This window comes from Bradyrhizobium sp. LA2.1, from assembly GCF_040547725.1.
Taxonomy (GTDB): Bacteria; Pseudomonadota; Alphaproteobacteria; order Rhizobiales; family Xanthobacteraceae; genus Bradyrhizobium; species Bradyrhizobium barranii.
Genome location: NZ_JBEPQI010000051.1, coordinates 1 through 21447, shown reverse-complemented (window position 1 = coordinate 21447; position 21447 = coordinate 1). Strand labels below are relative to the sequence as shown.

Annotated in this window: 14 protein-coding genes; 10 read left to right on the top strand and 4 right to left on the bottom strand. The window is 59.5% G+C overall.

Annotated elements, in window-relative coordinates; genetic code table 11:
* Positions 1-36: 36 nt before the first annotated feature.
* The 4 genes from ABIB95_RS45835 to ABIB95_RS45820 are packed head-to-tail and all read right to left on the bottom strand — an operon-like array spanning position 37 to position 4954.
* The gene (locus tag ABIB95_RS45835; protein ID WP_354249030.1) at positions 37-1020 is read right to left on the bottom strand and encodes a RelA/SpoT-related domain-containing protein; all 984 of its coding nucleotides are present in this window, start codon (positions 1018-1020) and stop codon (positions 37-39) included.
* Positions 1007-2092, bottom strand: coding sequence for a DUF262 domain-containing protein (locus tag ABIB95_RS45830; protein ID WP_354249029.1), 1086 nt, complete (start codon positions 2090-2092; stop codon positions 1007-1009). The genes ABIB95_RS45835 and ABIB95_RS45830 overlap by 14 nt, the downstream gene beginning before the upstream one ends.
* Positions 2085-3152 carry a BsuBI/PstI family type II restriction endonuclease gene (locus ABIB95_RS45825; protein ID WP_354249028.1) on the bottom strand — a complete coding sequence of 356 codons (1068 nt, stop codon included), beginning with the start codon at positions 3150-3152 and terminating at the stop codon, positions 2085-2087. Before ABIB95_RS45825 ends, ABIB95_RS45830 begins: the two co-directional genes overlap by 8 nt.
* Positions 3149-4954, bottom strand: a complete 1806-nt coding sequence (locus ABIB95_RS45820) for an HsdM family class I SAM-dependent methyltransferase (RefSeq protein WP_354249027.1) — start codon at positions 4952-4954, stop codon at positions 3149-3151. Before ABIB95_RS45820 ends, ABIB95_RS45825 begins: the two co-directional genes overlap by 4 nt.
* Before the next feature lie 756 nt (positions 4955-5710).
* Here ABIB95_RS45820 and ABIB95_RS45815 point away from each other — a divergent pair.
* The 10 genes from ABIB95_RS45815 (at position 5711) to ABIB95_RS45770 (ending at position 21162) form a co-directional block, all read left to right on the top strand.
* Complete coding sequence (locus ABIB95_RS45815) at positions 5711-6073, top strand: helix-turn-helix domain-containing protein (protein ID WP_354249026.1); 363 nt, start codon at positions 5711-5713, stop codon at positions 6071-6073.
* Between the two features lie 75 nt (positions 6074-6148).
* Positions 6149-6781 carry an ImmA/IrrE family metallo-endopeptidase gene (locus ABIB95_RS45810; protein WP_354249025.1) on the top strand — a complete coding sequence of 211 codons (633 nt, stop codon included), beginning with the start codon at positions 6149-6151 and terminating at the stop codon, positions 6779-6781.
* Between the two features lie 96 nt (positions 6782-6877).
* Entirely contained in the window at positions 6878-7729 is an 852-nt protein-coding gene (locus ABIB95_RS45805; RefSeq protein ID WP_354249024.1) for an E2/UBC family protein, read from the top strand.
* 23 nt (positions 7730-7752) lie between these two features.
* The gene (locus tag ABIB95_RS45800; RefSeq protein ID WP_354249023.1) at positions 7753-9222 is read left to right on the top strand and encodes a HesA/MoeB/ThiF family protein; all 1470 of its coding nucleotides are present in this window, start codon (positions 7753-7755) and stop codon (positions 9220-9222) included.
* Positions 9223-9429: 207 nt separating this feature from the next.
* Positions 9430-9630, top strand: a complete 201-nt coding sequence (locus ABIB95_RS45795) for a hypothetical protein (protein WP_354249022.1) — start codon at positions 9430-9432, stop codon at positions 9628-9630.
* 596 nt (positions 9631-10226) lie between these two features.
* Positions 10227-12761 (top strand): HET-C-related protein, encoded by a 2535-nt coding sequence (locus ABIB95_RS45790; RefSeq protein WP_354249021.1) that lies wholly within the window; start codon positions 10227-10229, stop codon positions 12759-12761.
* A gap of 45 nt (positions 12762-12806) precedes the next feature.
* Positions 12807-16046 carry a DUF3597 family protein gene (locus tag ABIB95_RS45785; protein WP_354249020.1) on the top strand — a complete coding sequence of 1080 codons (3240 nt, stop codon included), beginning with the start codon at positions 12807-12809 and terminating at the stop codon, positions 16044-16046.
* 563 nt (positions 16047-16609) lie between these two features.
* Complete coding sequence (locus ABIB95_RS45780) at positions 16610-18601, top strand: gluzincin family metallopeptidase (protein ID WP_354249019.1); 1992 nt, start codon at positions 16610-16612, stop codon at positions 18599-18601.
* A gap of 2 nt (positions 18602-18603) precedes the next feature.
* A complete protein-coding gene (locus ABIB95_RS45775) occupies positions 18604-20328 on the top strand; it encodes a ComEC/Rec2 family competence protein (RefSeq protein ID WP_354249018.1) in 1725 nt (574 codons plus the stop codon).
* Between the two features lie 153 nt (positions 20329-20481).
* Positions 20482-21162, top strand: a complete 681-nt coding sequence (locus tag ABIB95_RS45770) for a hypothetical protein (protein ID WP_354249017.1) — start codon at positions 20482-20484, stop codon at positions 21160-21162.
* Positions 21163-21447: the final 285 nt, after the last annotated feature.

Here is a 21447-nt window from a genome sequence, read left to right as displayed (position 1 = left end):
CGGTAGTTCGGACGAAGGCCGACAGCCGACAGCGCCTTAGATAGCAACTTTTACGCTGTCGATGTTGATGATCCTGTCGTGCGGCTGCTTCATCCAATCGGGGATATCCATCCCATCATGAATCAGCAGCCTAACCCGCTTTGACCGCTCAAATTTCTCCTGGAAGCGAACGGTTGTATGTTGGGCGAGCGCCTGGAGAACAAACGCATAAGGCGAAAGATCACGCGGAATGAGGCCTACTCGCGCTTTTTCTTGTGCGAGCAACTTGTCGAGTTCGCTCACCTGCACTCTGGCCATTCCAAGCAATGACAGAATGTTCTCAGCTAGCCGCTTCAGGTCCTCCGGTAACGCGTCACGCTGCCAGAAACGCTTGGCCCGATCAATAATCGACAGGACGTCTTCCGTACGCTGATCCATTTTTGCGACGCCATGGGCGTCCGAAATTCGCTCGGCCTCGGAAATCGCAATCTCTGCATGCTCCAGCATCGCCTTGACCTGAAATGCGATACGTTCTTTTGGCCAGCTCACGGTATCGGTTTTGTAAATCAGGTCGTGGGTTGCAATGCTCCAAGCGTATTGTAGGACAGTCTTGATCTGAACCTCAAATACTGCGCCGGTCAGGTCTTCGTCTTTGCCGCTCGTCTGCGGTCGGCGCTTCACGTACAGACGGAGATCGTCAAACGTGAACTCTGATGGTGATTTATGCGTTTTAGTATCCACTGGTGGGCGGCGGGCAACCTGGTCGAAATGCTCAAGAACGAGTCTCTCCGCATCCTCGATGTTTTTCATCGTCGGCACAACAATGGTGCAGGCGTAGAAGTCTTCGAGAGCACGAGGATTTTCAACCCGGCCAGTCTCAAGCTTGAGGGCAAAGCTAGGCAGCTCCTTGACGCGGGCGATAAAGAACCAAGAACGTTCTTCAACCTTGGACTTCAGCGTGCCGCTGACTTCCAAGGCCAGTCGATCAAACCGAGGCTTGCCCTCATCATATAGGTCGCGAATCTGCTTATTGACTTTCATCGGCAGATGCCTCGGCCGGGTGCATCACGGCAACCAGCGCATCGTGACGAGCCTTGCGCGGCGTAAGATCAGTGCTGGCGCCACGCGTGTTAGTGGCGTAGCTCACGATCTCGGCGCGGCGATTAGCCTCTGCGGGATTCCCGGGCGTCTCCCTCGGGCTATTCTCTAACTCCGCTGTTACCTCTGACATGAAGGCCCTGTAGAGGGGGGCAAAAGTAGCAGCGTCGGGCCGTCGAGCAGCTTCAAGCGTAAGATAGGCCCAAAGCGAATAGAAATGGCTCTGCACCCGCAGGCTCGTTGCTAACGATTTGTCCGCGGCCAGCATCGCCTGAATGTATTCCTTGGTGCCTTCAAAATTGCGGTTGAAATCGTCTTCTACGAAGGTCGGTTGATCGACCAGATCCTCGAAGGCTGCATAGATTTCATCAAGAGCATCCTGGTCAAAGCCGCTGATCCGAGAGTTTATGGTGATGCCCATCAATTCTGAGATGAATTGAACGTCACCCATTCGCTTGGAGCGGGACGTCGTAACGACACCCAAGTCCTTCCATTCTTTTTTTTCGGATTCCGCCTCAGCGGTGCTGATGAACCAGCCCTCGTACTTTGCGTGGCGCAATTCCTGAGGCATCAATTTTCGAGAATTACGGTTGATGCGCTCGAAGGTGTTTCTTATCGATGCGTCGGTAACGTCAGGCAGCATTTCTGCAATGAGGACGTAGTTCCAGAACCTTTCGCGAGTGCCGCGTTCAAGGTCCTTCCAGCGCCTTTTCTGCAGGTCTATTTCGGCGAAATCATCGGGTATGCGGACCGCGTTTTTCGTAAACTCAATGATCGTTTGGAGGCGTTGCTTGCCGTCTACCACATGGTACGTAGGCTTGCCGTTCTCATCGAGAGTCTTGTGCAGAAACACCGGGGGGGCAGGATAGTTATTCAAAATTGTATCGACAAAAAATCGTTTATCCCGCGGCGACCAAACGCTCCGGCGCTGATATGGCGGATTCAGGTCGAGCTGCCCTTTGTCATTGAGATCGAGGAACCAGCTGATGTCTTGCGTCGTGAGTGTCCTACCCATTTGTGATGCGCTTCGTTGTGTTTGAAATAGAGAACAGGCCGTCCGGCTCAGTCATGAACCAAGCATAACTACCCCACGCCAGGCTATCGACGGTTTTCTTGAACGGTGCACCGCTTCGATCGAGATAGGCGGTCACGAAGGCGACGTGCTTCAATGGAAAGCCCGCCTCCTTCACCAGAAGCTCCAGGGCTTCTTTACGACGCGTGTTAATAGGTCCATCCGTGGCAACCACCTCGATAAACACCAGCAGCGGATGCTCGGGGCCGAGGTCAGCCAAGATAGTGTCTGGCAGATTTTTATCGGCCTTGATCTGCAGCCCGACGGATTTGGCGAGTTCATCGTCACGGGCAACAACCTTGGTACCGCTCTCGCTTACGAACAGCACAGCGGGCTCGGCTAAAAACCGATTGGCAAATACCTCAATAACCGCCTTCGTGATCTCCGAACTTGGCCCGGGCTTCATCCGGCGCGTTTCGCCGTTCGGAAAGCTGACCAGGATGTCGACAGTGCCGGCAATGGCGCCCCTTTTGACAAGAGATATCCGAGCCAGGGCGCCTTTGTTCAAGGTCTTGGTTTGCCAGTCGGTAATTGCAGCGTCCAAGGCAGCGCCGGTGAGCGTAGGATCAAATAGATCAGCAAAGCCCTTTGTAAGGGCATAGCGGGGGAGGCTAGATGTAGTTGGCACGTCGGCCTTTTCGATCACGGCACCAAGCACCACAAATGCTTCGCGCAAAGTCTCGTCGCGGATGCTTTCTCGGGTGTTGTCCCTGTACCAGCGCTTGCCCGCCACCTGAAAGTTGGCTTTGCGGACATTCGCTGCGTATTCGAGCCGGCTCGTTTTGTCGGTACGCTTCGCCTGTTCTTCGGTCATCACATAGACGAACTTCGGGCCGAAGAAGATTGAACTCCCTTCGATGGCGCCAACGTAGAGTGCGGCAAAAACCGTGCTCGCAGCCAGTTCGCGAACACAGTATCCGCGGTGAGGGGTGCCTTCGGGGAAAATAACCTGCAGCCGCTGTTGAATCTGAGCGCGGGATAAAATCGTTTGGTTCAAAGTCACACTGTTGCTTTCATATAGATTTTTGTCAGGGCGGCCGCGAAAGCTAAGCCGCCGTCGTTTTTTGCCAGCATCGGCGCAAGGCGCTTCATTTGGGCAAAGGAGGGTAGGGGTAATGCTTCGAGTTCAAATGCAGACACAGCAACGCTGCCACTAATGCAGCGGAACGCGCGGTCGACCACATCGCTGTTCAGCACCGCTGCGACCAACGCCGCCGGCAGCTTCGGGCGCTTCTCTATGGACCGAACCATGTTGAGGTGGTTTTCAACGACGACGCGGCCATGCTTCTCGATAAACTGCGCCGGCATCTCGGCAGCGATAAGCCTGCGAGATTGCTCCTTGGCCGTGGTTCGTTGCAACAGAACGCACGGCTGGTCGACCTGCAGCCAGTCGTCCCCAGGCATAGCTTCAAAGTAAGGCGCGTGATTCCGTCGTTCGGCGCGAAAAATGAATTTGCCATCAGGTGTTATCGCTTCGGCCCAGATTAGCGGATAGCGGTGCCGTCCTGGGGACGAGACAAGCTGATCTTTGAAACGATTCCATACCAATGGGCCAGTGGCGACGGTGTAGCCCCAATCGGAGAGGCGTGAATCCATTTGCACCAGTTGTGCTGTAAGCGCTTGTTGCTCAGGCGCCCGCGGTGCGATCCAGGGCGCGAGCTTGTTCTTGGGGAGTTTGAAGCTTCCCACCTGTGTAATGCGAGCCTCAGTTTCAGCCGCGATATCGAGATAGTGGACCGCAACAGTGCGCTTGCGTACCCCGCGCCGATAGGTCGCCAGCGCGGCTTCTTGAAGAACGTCCTCGAACACGCCACGGCGCGAACTGATAAAGTCCATCGCTAGGGGAGGCGCCTGTTTGGCGAGGACTTCGCGCAAGGACTTGAAGTATTCACCCGACAAGAAGCTGGTCGGGGTGACGTACGCGATCACACCGCCAACCTTGGTCCAGCGCAGCGCCAGATCGGTGAATACGCCGTACAGGTTGGCGTGGCCGTAGAGGCTCCGCTTGTAGAGATCGCGCTGTTCGCGCGTGAGTGTGACGCGACCGTAGGGCGGATTTCCAACCACCAGGTCGAAGCCCTTATCTGCTGGCGTCTGCTGCAGGCTATCGCAAACTGTGACCACGGCCGGGAAGGGCTGACCTGCAGCCTTCACCACGTCAGCAAACGCGATCTCAAGCCACGCCTGCGTCATCCAGGCCGCGAAGGGATCGATCTCAAATCCACGCAGCTGCTTTGCCATGTGTTGCAGCATCTGTTGGGGGGCTACATCGGGTAGAGCAGCCTGGAGACGCAAGGCCACCGGCAACAGAAACGCCCCGCCGCCGCATGCCGGATCGAGCACAGTCGCGGACTTCCAATCGATACCGCCTTCCTCCGCCATATCGAGCAAGCGTTCGGTAAGCGCAGGGGGCGTGTAATAGATACCGAGCGCCCCCCGGAGGGACTGCGGTAGGAGGGCCGTATAGGTCGTACTCAATTGATAGCTGGCCTCGCCGATCGACAAATTACCGGCAAGCCCGCCGATAACGTCCGACAGCTGACAAGCTTCCGGTTCCAGCTCGTACGACAGCGCAATGTGCAGCGGCGACACCGAGAGTTGGCGACCAAGGACTGCGCCCTTCGCTGAGACATAGGCGCCAATCGCCCGCGCAATAAACGACCATGCCGCGGCCTGTCGCCGACGCTCCGGCACGGTTTCAGACCAGGCGCGGGCTTGTAGTCGACCGCCCGCGAGGCTTTCCACGCGCAGCAGGGGAAGTGTCTTGCCCCGGACGCGGATCGAGCTGTGATTCATCTGCTTCATGCTGGTATGAGTTTCTCGAATCACCCTACCTCAACCAGATTCGGTTGACAGCCAGTTAGGGCGCAACTCGCCGCTTTTTTAATCGGCAGCTGAGCTACGAGCGGATCAACTCTCAACACCATCCTTCTCGTGCCCGAGGAAGCTTCCAAAATCATGCTTACGCAACGATATCAACAGCCTAGCTCAGTGAAGTTCCCCGCCGCAGATTGGCGGAGCTGTTTGGCACTGCCAGCGACAGCGATCGGCAGTGGCGTCTTGCAGCTCCCGTTAGTCAGCCCCACCACCCGGCCGGTAGGTTCGGGTGAATAGGCCAGCAGCGCGCCCGGCAAGGCATCCACCCGTCTCCCGGAGGGACCCTCGGGCGGAGCCTCCTTGCCTGGCCGCTCAGTTCTGCCGGCCTCGAATTCTCCCGACCGGCCCGGATGGCGCAGCCGGACAGCAACGGGAGAACTCACATGCACGACACCAACGCCGACAATATCCGCAGGCTCAATGACTGTTTCCGGCGAAGCCTGATCTTTGGTCGCCCGGCCGTCCTGACCGCTGGCCGACCCGCAACGTGCAGAGCTACCTGTCCCGCATCGGAAACGATGCGGGGCACTTTGCTGAGACACGCGCCGTCCCGATCACTTTGCGTGTCGGAATCCGAAGGGCTCCACGCGCAGGCGCGCTGGGCCACTTCGGCATACCAAAAATGTCACTCCATCTGTCGCTCCCCGTGCTGTTTCACGGGTGACAATCAGCTAATTAGCTGATATGCTGCTACAAAATTCAAGAGGCCAGAGGAATATGAGTCTAGATATGTCGTCCTTCGGACGCGCAATCGCTTCAGCACGCAAGCAGAGGGCCATGAGCCAAAAGGAGCTGGCGGCGAAGATTGTTAAGGAAGACGGGGAAGCTATCACTCCTCAGTATCTGAATGACATTGAGCACGATCGAAGGAGTCCGTCATCGGATCATCTGGTAAGCGAGTTTGCAAAGGTTCTGAAAATAGATCCGCTGGCTTTGTATGGATTGATTGGAATGCTCCCCGAGCAAGACAGGAAGCTGATAAGAAAATCTACTCCTGATCAGGTCAACCAGGCATTCGTTGCGTTTCGGAGGCACTTGAAAGGATAGCTCTTGAGGTACGTTCGCGACACCATGCATGGTTTTCGGGAAAGGCCACACTACGAGCCTACCGAACTTGATTCCATGTTTGAAAAGCTCGTGGCGGACCATCTGCGGAGCAAGCACGGCAAGGTCGAGTTTCCTATCTCGACCGACGACATTACCACCCTGATCGAGCGTGACGTTGCGGATCTCGACCAGTACGCGGACTTGACGATTTACGGCAGCGGCGTAGAGGGCGTCACGGAATTTGCCCGTGCAGGAAAGCCTAAGGTCTCCATTTCCAATGATGTTCACAGGTTCGAGAACCGGCTGCGCACGACCCTTACCCACGAATATGGGCATGTGATCCTGCATGCCTACCTGTTCGCGCTGGAGCAGCGCCAGCTGCCGGTGGATGGCAATCGGAAGCCCAATGCCATCTATTGCAAGCGGGACACCATGATTTCCGCGAGCAGGACTGACTGGATGGAATGGCAGGCCGGCTATGTATCAGGCGCGGCCCTTATGCCGCGGACTTACCTTCAGCAAGTCGTCGGCGACATACAGCAGCAGCGCAATATTTACGGACCCTCGTCTCCGACCAGCGAGAATGGCGTGGCACTGATCAACGCGGTTGTGAATGGCTTTGCCGTTTCACGCGAGGCGGCCACCGTGCGCCTGAAGATTCTTGGAATTCTCGGCCAGGAATTAGCTTTCGGCAATCTTTTCTCCTGAAATCAACGACTTGTCGCCTTGTTGACTCGGGTGGCGTTTGGCGTAAAATACGCCAATCAGCATATCCGCTGACTGATTGATAACGGAGACGGCAAGATGACTGAAGCGAACCAGGAAGGCCATCAGGAGCCCATTGAGGCGGGGCCCAAGGGCCATGAGGCCTGCGGGCACGATGAAGTCAAAGCTCTGCATGATATCGAGGAGGCCAAGGCCGACATCGACAAGGCCAAGGATGAGATCCAGCACGGCATGAAGGACCTGGACGCGGCCGAGCACAAGCTCGAAGCCGCCGAGGAGGAGCTTGAAGAGGCCCACCGCCATCCGAAAATCATCCATTTCTCGGTGGACGGCGAGGAGTACGAGACAGAGCAACGCAAGTGGACTCCGAACGAGATCATCAAGGAGTTCTCGGGTCTGGATGTCGCGACGCACTATCTCATCGAGACCGATCCCCACCACCAGGCCAACTTTCAAGGCAAGGGCGACGTCCCGTTCAGATTGCACGATCACGCGAGCTTCCAGGTGATCTCGGTCGGCCCCGCTCCAGTTTCCGATGGGACTGCGAGAACCGGGGTGCCCTGCTTCATCGCGGGTCTGAAATCGCTCGGTTTCAATCCCGCGATTGCACCCGGCAAGCCCGAGCATGTTTACCTCGACTACGAAATTCCGACCGGCAAATTCGCCGGGCAGCAGATAAAGCTGGGTCTGGTGGTGCCGGGGGACTTCCCGATGACATCGCCTGGGGGAGTCCACATGTCCCCCAGGTTTTATCCCAACCAGGGCGGTGGCGAACATCCGAGGGGCGGCATTCACGACAGCGCCGACTTTCAGAACGCGCTAGGTGGTGAATGGCAATACTGGTCTCGCCCTTACAAGAACTGGGGCGCCGCAAAGAAGGCCGTGGCTACCTACATGAGCCACGTCTGGAAACTCTGGGACACGCAATGACGAGGGCCGTTCGAAGTGCGGCCATGTCCGAGGCGGTCGACGTGCTAGCGCGACGTCACCTGTTACGCGCCGACCGCCAGGAAGATCTCTGCTTCGCGCTCTGGCACCCGAGCGTGGGGGAGACGCGGACGACCGCTCTGGTCGAGCGGCTCATCTTGCCGAGCGAAGGCGAGCGGAATGTACACGTTAATGCCAGCTTCGAATCTCACTATTTTACACGAGCCCTTTCGGAAGCGGCGCAGGCTGGCGCAGGTCTCGCGCTCATGCACAGCCACCCAGGCGGCCTGGCATGGCAGGGCATGAGTCCGGATGACATCAACACCGAGCAGGGTCATGCAGCCGCCGTCTACGGCGCCACAAAGTTTCCCTTCGTAGGCTTGACGATCGCAAGCGATGGAGCCTGGAGCGCCAGATTCTGGGAGCGCACGGCACCGCGCCAATACGCGAGGCAGGACTGCACCACCGTTCGCGTGGTTGGGGAAAGGCTTCGTTCGACGTTCATGGAAGCTCTGGCGCCGGTCCCACTTGGGACTGAGGAACAGATTAGAACGATCTCAGCTTGGGGCAAGAAGAAGCAGGCCGATCTTGCGCGGCTTCGGGTTGGCATCGTCGGAGCGGGCAGTGTGGGCGCCTTCATCGCCGAGAGCATGGCCCGTACCGGGATTGAAGACGTTACGGTGATTGATTTTGACAGGATCGAGACCAAAAATCTGGACCGCCTCCTCCACGCGAAGCGAGGCAACGTCGGAGCACTGAAGGCAGAAGCACTGGCTGGCCACCTGGGCGAATGCGCAACGGCAGCACGATTCCACGCCCTACCCGTGGTGGCGGCCGTCTACGAGGACGCTGGCTTTCGCGCCGCGCTGGATTGCGATGTTCTGTTCTCCTGCGTCGACCGCCCTTGGGGAAGGCATGTCCTCAATTTGATTGCCTATGCTCACCTGATTCCTGTCATTGACGGTGGAATATCAGTTCGCACGAACTGCCATGAGGAGTTGGCCGCAGCTGACTGGCGCGCACATACAGTCACCGTGGGGCATCAGTGTATGCAATGCATCGGCCAGTACGATGCTGGGCTTGTTCAGTTGGAACGGGAGGGTTACCTGGACGAGCCGACCTACATCCAGGGATTGGACAAGGGCCACCCGCTGAAGGCTCGCGAAAACGTTTTCGCCTTCTCGATGTCCTGTGCGAGCCTTCAGACGCTTCAGATGCTGGCGATAGTTCTCGATCCTCTCGGCCGGTCGAACCCCGGCCAGCAGCTCTATCATTTCGTCGGCAGCTTCATGGAGCCAAGCCAATACGGGAAATGCAGCCCCGAATGTCTGTTTGCCGATATCGTCGCACTGGGGGATCACTGTGGGTTCGAGGTGACTGGCGCCTCTCCTGCGAACAGAGACCCTGTCGCAGAGAAGTTGCCTGAGCGGGTGCCGAGCCCGAGCCTTTTCCAGCGAATCTCTCATACGGTCAAACGGTTTTTCATCGGCTCATAAGCTGGCCAAGGACCGAGTCATGCGCTTCAACCTTCCAGCAAATACAGACACGTTCGAGGTACGGGACAATTGGTGGCGCTTCGCCGAAATGGAAGGCTTCCAGCCCGGTCCGGGAGGCCACTACCCGTACCGGTGCGGGACGGGAATGACGTGGACGTCGTGCCTCTCGCCCACGTGGAGCCGCCTCAACGCAATCCCGGGGTACCCATGCTTAAGAAGCTCAAGCTGGTCCCGGTGCTCTTCGCGTTCCTGTCTCCTGAGTGCGCGCTACCCCCGGTCGAGGTCTACCGCGCCACCTCCGGTCCATACCGCTTCACGCTCCACAACGGCTTTCATCGATTCTACGGTTCAGTAGCAGCGGGATACACGCACCTGCCCGTACTCATTCGCGAGCCCTTCGACCTTTGAGCGGGTATCTCGGTCATCTTCCCTAATTCTGACCACAAACTCATTCTGACGATGTCCTATTGCGCCTCAAGCCCATCTCCCGTTGCGCGTCTAACCGCAATGCACGGCCAGTAGGACGGGGAAACTGGCGCCGAGGCGCGTACGCGCAAGGCATCCATGTGAATCGGCGCGCGGTCCCGACGCCGATCGGCACGTTAAGCTATTGATCCAATTTGAGGTGGAGGGGGCACTCTCGGGCGCTTATTCACAGACCGTGGAAGGGTTCGAAGGTGACCCTTCCTACCAAGACTCCTTACGTCGGACCCGGATCGAGTCAATCGAGAATCGCTCGGATCGGCCGCGCGTAGCGCCAAGGAAGCGACGACCTGTCGCATGTGAATTGCTTCACATGCGCACTCCCGCGTCAGTTGTAGCGTGCTTGATATCCGCATGGTCGGCCTGTGCGACCGAGCGCGCTTCGGGGGAGTCCGGAAAATGGTTCGCCGGCGCGACATTCAGCCTGAAATTTGGCTTGCCAGCACAATTCGTGCGGAAAGGAAATTCGCTCGATACGACCGGCCAATCGCCCGACCTCATTCGCCGGACGGGGTGGCGACATGAATACGCATGGACATGCCCAGGTCGCCGAAGAGGCCGGGTTGCCGTTGCTGCGGCGCTTCTTTGGCGGCCAGGACCTGAAGAGCTTCGAGGCAATGAGGCTGGGCAACTGGCTCACCGACGTTAGCCAGACGATCGATCCAGTCGCCTATGCGATGGCCGGAAGTACCGGCAAGGATGTCGCCGACAGCATCGTAGCCGAACTTCACAAGTCGGTGGATCGGCTGCTCCAGCAGCTTTCCTCGGCCGTTCTCAGCACCCTGCCGCCCACGGTGCAGGGACCGGTGCAGCGCGAATTCCACCGACTGGACGATCTGCTCGGCTCCCAATTCGATGGCCTGAAGAAGCGCATCCACACTGCCATTGACGGCCTGTTCGGTGCAGAGGGCGGGAATGAGCGCGCTTCCGATCTCGCCCAGTTCTTTCGCTCCATTTTTTTCGTCATTGGATACTTCAAGTTCGTCCATCCAAATGCTCCGAAAGCGCCGCCGCGGATGGACTACGCGGGCTTTCTCGCGATCTTCGGCGCACTGGGAGCGGCGCCGGGCGCACAGTCAAATCAGCCCGCTCCCGACCGGCCGGGCTCGTTCACCCAGTATTATCCGTACGAGCACCTCGACCGTGCGGAGCGGCTCAAGCCCCCGCGCCGGCCAGGCGAACCGCCGATCTTCGAACCAGGCCCGCAAGTGGACGGGGCCGAACTGCACGGGCCGCCCGGTGCCTGGCTCGGTCCTCGCTCACCGCGCTCTGCGCGTGAACAACCCAGGCCGGACATCTACTCCTATCTGCGGGACGATACCGTGATGACCGGCGGCTTGCTGGCCGAGGTCGACCGCGAACTTCGCGCCGTCATTGATCCGAAGTCGTGGCAGGCTTTGTGGGAGGCGCAGGAGAGCGGCAAGCCCCCCGACAAGCTTGCTCCCAACCTCATTGCATCCCTCGAAACGTCCGTTCCCTGGCACAAAGCCTTGGCCAAGCTTGGCCACGCTCTCCACCAGGTCGAGGACTTCTTCGCACACTCGAACTGGATCGAGCTGGCGGCGCAGATGAGGGGCGGCGCGTATCTTTCGAAGGTTCTCCCGCCAGTCTTGCCCGGAAAACTGCAAAATCTGGTTCCGCTGCCGATCGCGCAGGAAATCCTCGAGCGCACAAGGACGGTCTTTGCCAAGCGCCTGAAGCGCCACCTCACGCAACCCAAGCCGAACTGGAAGGAGCATCCCGGGGAGTCTTGGGTCATCACTGGCTCGTTCGATCTGCGTGATACCCTCATTTCCCTGGCGCATCTGACTGAGGAGATCTGGGGAGGCGATGTCCCGGATCCCTGGCAAAACGTCAACGAGCTTGCCGACAAGGCCGCTCAGGTGGTCAAGCAGCCCTCAACCGCGTCGGAGCAAGTGCAAAAGCTCATTCGCGACACTGGAGACTTTCTGACCAATCCGGCACGAGCCACCAGGGACAAGGACAACGCCGTCGCTCAGGCATGGAGCGACAAGATCGGCAAGAACATCGGCCGGCTTAAGACGCCGAGCGTGCAGCAGGAAATCGTCGAGCAGCTCGCGCGGCAATCGCCGTTGATTGCGGGTGCTCCTGCGGAGGTCCAGTCCGGCTTCGTCAACGCCATGGTGATCGTGACCAAGGTTCGCGGTGCGGTGTCGCTCTACGAGTCGATCAAAACGCTGAAGGACTTCCTTACAAGTCCTGTTGCCTGGCTCCGAGACGAACTCCACCTGACGTGGGCGGATCCCTTCATTTTCTGGTCGCGCGAGCTGCTCTACGATCACATCGGTATGAACCGCATTGGCTGCCATTCGCTCATGGCCAAGGATCATGGCGGCGAGCCACTGTATGAACCGAACAAGGAGTGCGCCACGGCCGTTCATTATTCCATCGTCCGCACCCTGCTCAAGCCATGGGACGATGGCGCCAAACCGTCGATCGACTGGCTCGCGCTTCTCGAGTTCTTCCTGCAAAATCCCGGCTCAGCCAGGCAGGGTCGGTTCGTCGACCAAAGCTACGAGCTTTCGATCAACGTCATCCACACCGTCGTCGCTGGCGAGCAGCTGGATTGCCCGGACGCCCGATTTTCGCTGACCAAGCGCTACGCCAAGACCGCCGTCGGCCCTTTCAACTGGCGGACCATCGCGGATGCGAATTTCCGGACCTCCGGCTTGCCGAACGCTGAGGCGCAACGCGTCATCAATCTGACCCTTGCAGCGAAGAGAACCGGCGTTCCGGTGAGGCCTCCCAACTATGCGTTCAAGCCCGGCGTCAAAGTGGTGATACCGAACCAGAGACTGCGGCTCACGCGACGCGTGCTTGTGCCCGACGCCGCCGCGCCCTGGTTCGCCGTCGTGATGGACAAGGGCTGGAAAATTTTCCGCGGGGAAGACGCTGTCGCGGGCGCGAGCGTTCCTCCGCTGGATCCTTATCAACCGATCCGCATCGGCCGCGACGAAGCGGAACTGCAAATCCGCTCTGCGCGCGCCATGCGACTGAATGCGCGCCAGAACTACCGACCCACGAAAGCTGGCTGACTTCGGCTCGAGGAATTCGTCCGAAATTGATGAGGAGCGACCATCATGACCCCGGATACGATGTTTAAGTTCGTCAATGTGCGCCCGGCACAGAGGACCGAGGCCCCGCCGAACCGCTTTGCGGTTTTCAAGAGGAGTAACACCGATTTTCAGACAGCCCTCGGCCAGGTCTCGGGCGACGACATCCAGAGCAAGTCGATTGCTCTCGCCGTCCGGTTCCTGGGGTCGGATGCCTATCTGAAGTCGGACCCGCCCCTCGGAGAACCCATTCCGTTGCTCAAGAGTTTCGTGTCTGCGACCGCAAGGGAACCCACGGTCGCAGCCGCCAGGCAAAAGGCCGCTGGCGTTCTGGGCAGGCCTCTCGCCGACTGGCTGGCGCTGCCCGAGACCGTCAAGCTCAATGGAGCCATCTGGGACAGCGCGCTCGCCCATTTTCTGAGCCCCGCCACCAGGCCAAACGATCGCGACGCCGGCTTTGCGAACGTCAGAGCGATGCATGCCGCCGAATATCTCGCGGGTCTGCCGGACAAGGCGCCGCCTCTCACCGCGACCGACATCAACGCGCTCCGGATTGTCTTTCCCAAGACGCTCGTTCCGCCGGCGACGCGGCCCGGTGCGGACGCCGCAAGCATGGAAACGCTCGCCGGTCTCAAGGCGAAGGGGCTGGCCACCTTCGACAACGTCAACAAGCTCCAGCAGGCGGCGCGCGAATTGCGCACGGCCGCCAAGACCGTCCGGAAGCAACGTCCGCGGTCGCTGCCGATAAAGATTGAGGGCGCTGTGAACGAATTGACGCCGATCCAGATCAAGGCTGCCGGTGCGGCGTCCTCGTTGCTGGGCAACACCCAGATTCTGGCAGAGATGGAAAAGATGGTTTCCAAGGAGGTGATCATCCAGCCGGCCGCGAAACCGTGGGTCTTCGAAGCCGGGGCCGCTCGGTACCTGAGCGCAGGCACAAGGGAACTGCTTGCTCCGCGTCAGGAAGCCTTGGGTGAGCGGACCGCGGGTGAGATCGCCCACGGCCTGGAAATGGAAGCTCGCGAGCAGGCTACCGCGTTTCTGAAATCGGTGCCAGCGAAGGAGCGGGGCCGCGTGGCCGAGGAGGAGCACTTTGTGGCCTTGGCGAAGGTTGCCGCGCTGCCTTTTTCGCTTCCGTTCAAGAAGTCGCCTGCACCGACGATAAACACCCCGGAAAAGGCCGGCCTTCGGCCGCTCGGCATCGGCGATCTGCTGGTGGTCAAGCAGAAGCTCCTTCGTTATGAAGCCGGAGAGGTCGCTCACATCGAGAATGTTCTGAAGTCCGAGAAGATGGGACGCGTGCACTCTCGGCTTCGCGAGACCGAGGAAACGATCGTTATCGAGACCGAAGAGCTTGAAGAGACCGAAAAGGATCAGCAGTCGACGGAACGGTTCGAGTTGCACAAGGAGGCGGAGAAGTCGGTTGAGTCTTCCATGACCTTCGACGCCGGCGTCGCGGTGACCGCAAGCTATGGCCCGGTGTCGCTGTCTGCGCACGCGGACTTCGCGTTGAGCAACTCGGTATCCGAATCAAGCAAGTCTGCAAGCACGTTCGCCCGTGAGGTCACCGAGCGGTCGGTTTCGAAAATTCAGCGTCGCGCGCGCGAGGAGCGGACTCGCCGTACCCTCGAGCGCTTCGAGGAAAAGAACGAGCACGGCTTCGACAACACGCTCGGCCCCGGCAACATCACGGGCGTCTATCGGTGGGTCGACAAGTACTATCGCGCGAGGGTCGTGAACTATGGCAGGCGCCTGATGCTCGAGTTCATTGTGCCTGAACCCGCCGCCTTTTACCTTTGGGTGACCTCCAATCGCCCGCTGCCCGGAATTACGCTCCCGCGCCCGCCGGCTCCGACGATATACGGCAGGCCGCTTGAACCCGATGATCTCAATGCCAGCAACTATCCCCAGTTCATCTCCGCCTACAATGTTCAGGACGCCACCGCGTATCCGGAGGAATCCATCAAGATTTCGGCCGCGGTGAAGGTCGCGTCCACCAAGGAAAACGGCAACGCCACGATCGCCGAGGTCTCCGAGAAGCTGGTCTGCCCGAACGGCTACGAGGTGGACGATGTCTACGGGGTTTCGGCCTCCGGCGGCTGGTCCGGAAATTGGGTCGATATCAAGGTGGGGGGTGAATCCTGGGGCAGTGTCGTCGCATCTGACGTCGAAGGCATCGTCCCGATCTCCATCATCGGCTGGACGGGATGCGCCCACGTCGGCGTCGTCGCCATTTGCTCTCTTAAGGAGGAGGCGATCCGAACCTGGCAGCTCAAGACGTATGCGTCGATCATGACCGCCTACGATCGCGCTCTTGCCGCATACAATGAACAGGTCGCCGCGGCGCGGATCCAGCAGGGCGTCGCCATCGAAGGCCGCAACCCCCTGATCAATCGGAAGCTCGAGCGTGACGAGCTCCGCAAGGCCGCTCTTCGTGCACTGACGAACGATTTCGACACGCTCGTCATCGGCAGTGCCGTCGAGCACAATATGGATTTTCACGCCATGCAGGACAATGGCGACTTCGGCTATCCGGAGTTTTCTCCCAAGCGCGCCCATTTCGAAGGCCAGGTCATCCAGTTCTTCGAGCAGGCCTTCGAGTGGAACAACATGGTGTATCGCTTCTACCCATATTTCTGGGGCCGAAAGGTCAACTGGGACGATCGCTATCCCCTCACGGACGTCGATCCCATGTTCACGGACTTCCTGCGAGCGGGCGCTGCCCGGGTCGTTGTTCCCGTGCATCCTGCCTATCCAGAAGCGGTCCTGCATTTCCTGCACACCGCCGAAATCTGGAATGGCGGCGTTTCGCCGAGCATCGACGATCCGCTCTACGTTTCCATCATCGACGAGCTGCGCAGCGACGCGCAGGTCAACGACGACGGCGATGACCTGGCAGCGTGTTCCCTGGACTCGACCACGCCGTGCTTCGTGGACGAGTGGGAGGTCAAGTTGCCGACGACCCTGGTTTATCTGCAGAAGGATTCCGATCTTCCGGTGTTCTCTACCGGCCAGACCACGCCGGTGAATATCATTGCGAAGCTCGACGAGATGGTGATTGCCTCCGGCGAGGATTTGGATTGGCGTCACTCGATTGTGGACCTGCTGAAACTGCTCGGCAGGGACTCGAGCTTTGCCGCGCGCAAGGCGATGGCGCTGTCGCACGGTTGTCCGACCAGCGGGTCGCTGGCCATGAATTCGTGTCTCAGGAAGAAAATAATGGCCGCCCTTGTTGCGAATGGCGGCACCTTGCCAAATGACTTCTGATTGATGCAGGCGCCCCCTCGTCCGATAGTATCGATATCGCGCGGACCGGCGCCGGCGAGCATGGACGAGCAACCGCGCAACAGACCCGGCGTGGGACTTGGGACGAAAAGGCCGTCATCTCGCGTTCGATGGTGCCGATGATGATGTCCAGGTGTTAGTGACATCGGCAACGGGATCGATTTGATCCGCGGTGCACCGAACTGAATCCGTTTGTGCATTGAATAGCCTATTGTGATCATCACTAGTCCGGTCTTCTGTTCGTTGGCCACAACGCGCGTGGCTGGCCGGGTTCGCGGAGGCACGTGAAGTTTGTGAACTGGATCTGTGCTGATAGACTCAATATTGACATACAAGCGTTGGTTGTGAGACCATCGTGTCAGTTTGAGTTTCGATTGTTGCTGAGGTCAAACCGGCTGCATTAATTGCACCGCACCAGCCAGGTTGTTCGGCCAAATTGATTGCTACCTCGGGCCGGGCTTCGGATTCGGCCTAAGCATTTACGTCTGAATTTGCGAGTGACCAAGAACGTTCCGCCTTGCTCGGTACGATCGAGGAATATTAAAATGGCCCAAGCTGATCTAATCGCCAATCCTTCCACACGCAAGCTTCGCATCTTCGCTTTCGATCCGAGTGTTTCCGGTCAGTTCAACACTTCTGGAATCGGAGAGATTACGATCAGTATCCCGTGGGAACGCGACCTTGAGGCCGGCCCAATCGGCGAATACATTGAGGTTGTGGATGCGGATCCGGCCAGCGGCGCGTTCTACCGGCCGGTGGATCTGAACGACAAGCGGATCCTCGCCCAGAACGGCTTGGCCCCGTCTGAGACGAATCCGCAGTTTCATCAGCAGATGGTCTATGCGGTGGCCATGGCGACTATCGGTCATTTCGAGCAGGCGCTCGGCCGCGTAGCGCTCTGGTCATCACATCGCGAAGGCGGCACCGAAGGGGCTTTCGTGCGGCGCTTGCGCATCTATCCACATGCGCTACGCGACCGCAACGCGTTCTACAGTCCGGTAAAGAAGGCGCTGTTGTTCGGCTACTTCCCGGTCAGCATCAAGAACGCCTCCAACACGCCCGGCACGCTGGTCTTCACCTGCGCGTCGCACGACATCATCGCACACGAAACCACCCACGCGCTGCTCGACGGTGTTCATCCGCGCTTCAACGAGCCGTTCAATCACGACGTGTTGGCCTTCCACGAAGCCTTTGCCGATATCGTCGCGCTGTTTCAGCACTTTGCCTATCCAGGCGTGCTGCGCGACCAGATCGCGCGCACGCGAGGCAACCTCGCGGGCGAAAACCTACTGGGCCAGCTCGCACAGCAATTTGGCGCAGCATCAGGCCGCGGCAACGCACTGCGCGACGCGCTAGGTGCGAAGGATCCCGCCACCGGCATTTGGGCTCCGCACAAGGCGGATGTGCATTTACTCGACCAGACCCACGAGCCGCATGATCGCGGCGCGATCCTGGTCGCGGCGGTGTTCGGCGCATTCATGAAAGTTTACAAGGCGCGCACCGCTGACCTCTACCGGATTGCAACCGAAGGCACCGGGGTCCTGCGCGAGGGCGATATCCACCCCGATCTGGCCAACCGGCTTGCCGACGAGGCAGCGCGCTGTGCATTTTACGTGCTGCAGATGTGCATCCGCGCGATCGACTATTGTCCACCGATAGGTATCACCTTCGGCGACTACCTGCGTGCGATTGTCACCGCCGACAATGATGTCAACCCGGAGGACATCTATGGCTACCGGCTTGCGTTCGTCGAAAGCTTCCGTCAGTGGGGCATCAGTCCAAAGGGCATGCGGAGCATGTCGGTGGAGAGCCTGATGTGGCCGACCGGCGACGAGGCGATGGACGAGTCCGGAGTTTCCATGGACAGCGCGGAGATGAACGCCCTCGTCGCGGAAGAGCGCGACGCCGGCGACTATCAGGGCTTGGCCGATACGAGAAAGCGAGGCAAGAGATTCCGCCTGCGGCCATGGGATCTCGACAGCAACCGTTACAAGACCTGGGAAGGCGTCGATGAGAACTCGGCCGCGCTCTGGGCCTGGCTGGTCAAGGGCCCGGGGAGGAAACTCGCGCCGGCGGTCGGCATCGTGCTCGACGACAGGATCAGGGATCGTCAGACGATTTTCCGCTCGCCCACGACACCCGGCGCGCTGGCTGTCGAGGTTCATTCGGTGCGCACAGCACTGCGCCGAACGGCGCGCGGTAGCACGGTGTCCGATCTGGTTGTCGAAATCACCCAGCGCCGCCGGGGTTATTTCGACGCGGCCAAGCAGGCGGCGATGGACAGGGCAACGGCGCCGCCGCGCGACGACGGCGATTTCCGTTACCGGGCGGGCTGCACGCTGTTGATCGATCCGCAGACCATGAGTGTGCGGCGTGTCATCAAAACGGCGGGAGACATTGCCGACAATGGCGAGCTTGAGCGCGTACGACGGTTCCTCACCGGCCATCTCGAACCCGGAAATGCGTTTGAGCGCGCGCGGGCTGTGATGAAGGCGCGGGAACCGTTCGCGCTGCTGCATCGCGATGGGGAGGCATGACGATGGCCAGGAAGGCGATGAAAGCGTCAAAGAAGGAGGCTGCGAAGAGCGTCAAGAAGAGAACCAAAAAGAGCGCGAAGAAGAAGGCTGCCGCGGCGAAGAGGTCCGGGAATAGGAAAAAAGCTGCTAAAACCAACGCAGAGACGACGGCGACCGTACCGCCGGCGGTAGCGACTGAAACAGAAGCGCGGCTGCTGCCGCCGGCGAATTCGGTCACGGTGCGGATGTACCGGATCGGTCATGGCGATTGCTTCCTGGTCGCCTTTGCGACCGCCGATCCGAAGAAGCCGGTCTATGTGCTGATCGACTGCGGCTACAAGCCCGGTTCGCCTGCTTTCATCAACACCACGGCACGGGAAATCGGCCAGCATATCGTCGCTGCCACCGGTGGCCGTGTCCATATCGCGGTGATCACCCACGAGCATCAGGATCACGTCAACGGAATTACAGAGGCGAATTTCGCAGGTCTCAGCATCGACCACGCCTGGTTCGCCTGGACGGAGGATCCGGAAGACGACGTCGCCAACGACCTGCGCAAGAAATTCAAGGACAAGCTGCTTGGCCTGATCGGCGCGCGCAACCGCCTCGCTGCGGCAGGCGACGTCAAGCAGGCCGCGCGACTGGATGATTTCATCTCGTTCGAGTTCGGCGGCGATGATGGCCAGATGTTCCAGCCGGCGCAGATGACAGCCATGCTCGGCGCCGCCGCGGGCGGCGGGTCGGCGAACAAGAAGTCGATGCAGATCTTCAAGGACCGCGCCAACGACGTCCGCTACCTGCGCCCGCATGAGGAAATCATGACGCTGCCGGGCACGGCGGACACGAGGGTATTTGTGCTCGGCCCGCCGAAGGATCCGGATCTGCTCAAAACGCTCGATCCGTTGGGCGACGAGGAATTTCGCGGACACGCGGTGTCGAGTGCGTCCGCCGGCAACTACTTCGCCGCGGCGGCGCGCGACGACGCCAGGGCCGACGATCCCTCCAGGGGCAGCGGCAGGCCACCATTCGCGAACCGCTATGTGGTCGAGAGCAAGAAGGCGACGCGCGACCGTCAGCACGGTCGGTTCTTCAAGGCGCACTACGGTGCCGAGAACGGCGTGGCGGAACGTTCTGCGGCCCGCGGGCAGTATGAGGTCGATGACAACCCGGCCTGGCGGCGGATCGATACCGAATGGCTCTATTCATCCGAGCAACTCGCGCTCGACATGAACGGGCAAACCAACAATTCCAGCCTGGTACTCGCATTCGAACTCGGCAAGGGCGGCAAGGTGCTGCTGTTCGCGGCCGACGCGCAGCGCGGCAACTGGCTGTCATGGGCCAAAGCGGGCTGGAAGGATGGCAAGGAAGCCGTGACCGCCAAAGATCTGCTTAGCCGAGCGGTGCTCTACAAGGCGGGTCACCACTGCAGCCACAACGCGACGCTGAACGGAAAGCTGACGGACACTTACGCCAACCTGTCGTGGATGTCGCAGGGCGATCACGGCCGCGAGTTCACGGCGATGATCACGGCGGTGCGCGCATGGGCCGAAACGCAGAAGGGTTGGGATCACCCCTTCAAGGCGATCAAGGACGAGCTCTTGAAGAAGTCGTCAGGCCGGGTCTTCCAGACTGACACCGATCTTGAGAAGATGGCCAAGGCCGATAACAGTTCGCAGATCGAGTGGTCGGATTTCCAGTCGCGCGTGGAGGGCGAGCGACTCTTCTTCGACTACACTGTCAGAGCTTGAGGCATTTGCCGATACTGGGCCTATTTCGTTGCATTGAAGGGGGATACATGTGGGGGAAGTGGCGATTGAGGCACGAGGCAGCCCGCGTTTTTGTCTGGATGGTACTCATCGCCGGGATGCCGGCCTTGGCGCAGGACTACTGAGCCGCTTGAAGTGGCTGCAGGCGGCGTTGTCGTCATCAAGCGAGGCATTATCGGAGACGTGAAGGATGAACGCACGCAACGCGGGGGAACAGTTACAAAATCCGTGACCAGCACGTCGCCGCCGCAAACCACCCTGATTTACCTGCCGCCGGCGGGCGTGCGCGAACTGGAAGACATCGTCCAGTACAATGTCGGCGATGCGCAGCAGGCCCCAATCCAGATAAACGTCCGTCCGCTGGCGCCCACGCTCGACAGTTCAAAGCTCTACGACGCCTCGTTCAAGGCGCTGTTCGTCCTGTTGATTCTTGCGGTTCTGGTCGAGAGCGGACTGGCCCTACTGTTCCGCTGGCGGCCGTTCCTCGACTATTTCGCCTCCCGTAGCATGAACGTATTGGTGGCGTTTCTGTTCTCCCTTTTGCTTGTGAGGCTCTTCGATCTCGACATTGCGAGCCAACTGATCGGTATCTATACGGAAAGCCGAATAGACATCGCTGATTGGAAAGGCTGGCCGGGGGTCGCTTCTCACAGCCATGATTATTGCCGGCGGCAGCTCTGCTGTGAACCGCATCTTCCAGAGCTTTGGCTTTCGTCCGACCAGCGCGCGGGAGGAACTGAAGAAGCCGGAGCTGGACAAGACTCAGGCTTGGGTGTCGGTCACGCTGGTGCGCAACAAGGCGGTTGGCTCGGCTGAAGTGCTAATCAAAAACGAAGTCGCCGGCACGATTTCCGGCGCTTCGCCGAAGCACAGTGTCATTCGGCTTGCAATATTGGCTCTGACGCATATTCGATGATCGTGATTGTTTTTATGGCGCGCCAATCAGCCTAGCCTGAAGGAGATCGAGCTTAGCGCGCCCGTACATCTGCCGTTTGACCAGCTTGAGCTTAGCATTACAGTTGTCTTTTTGATTTGACATGAGCGCGTTGAGCGGCAGCCTGATGAGCTCTGCGCCAGAAAGACCATGCGATGATGCGTGCG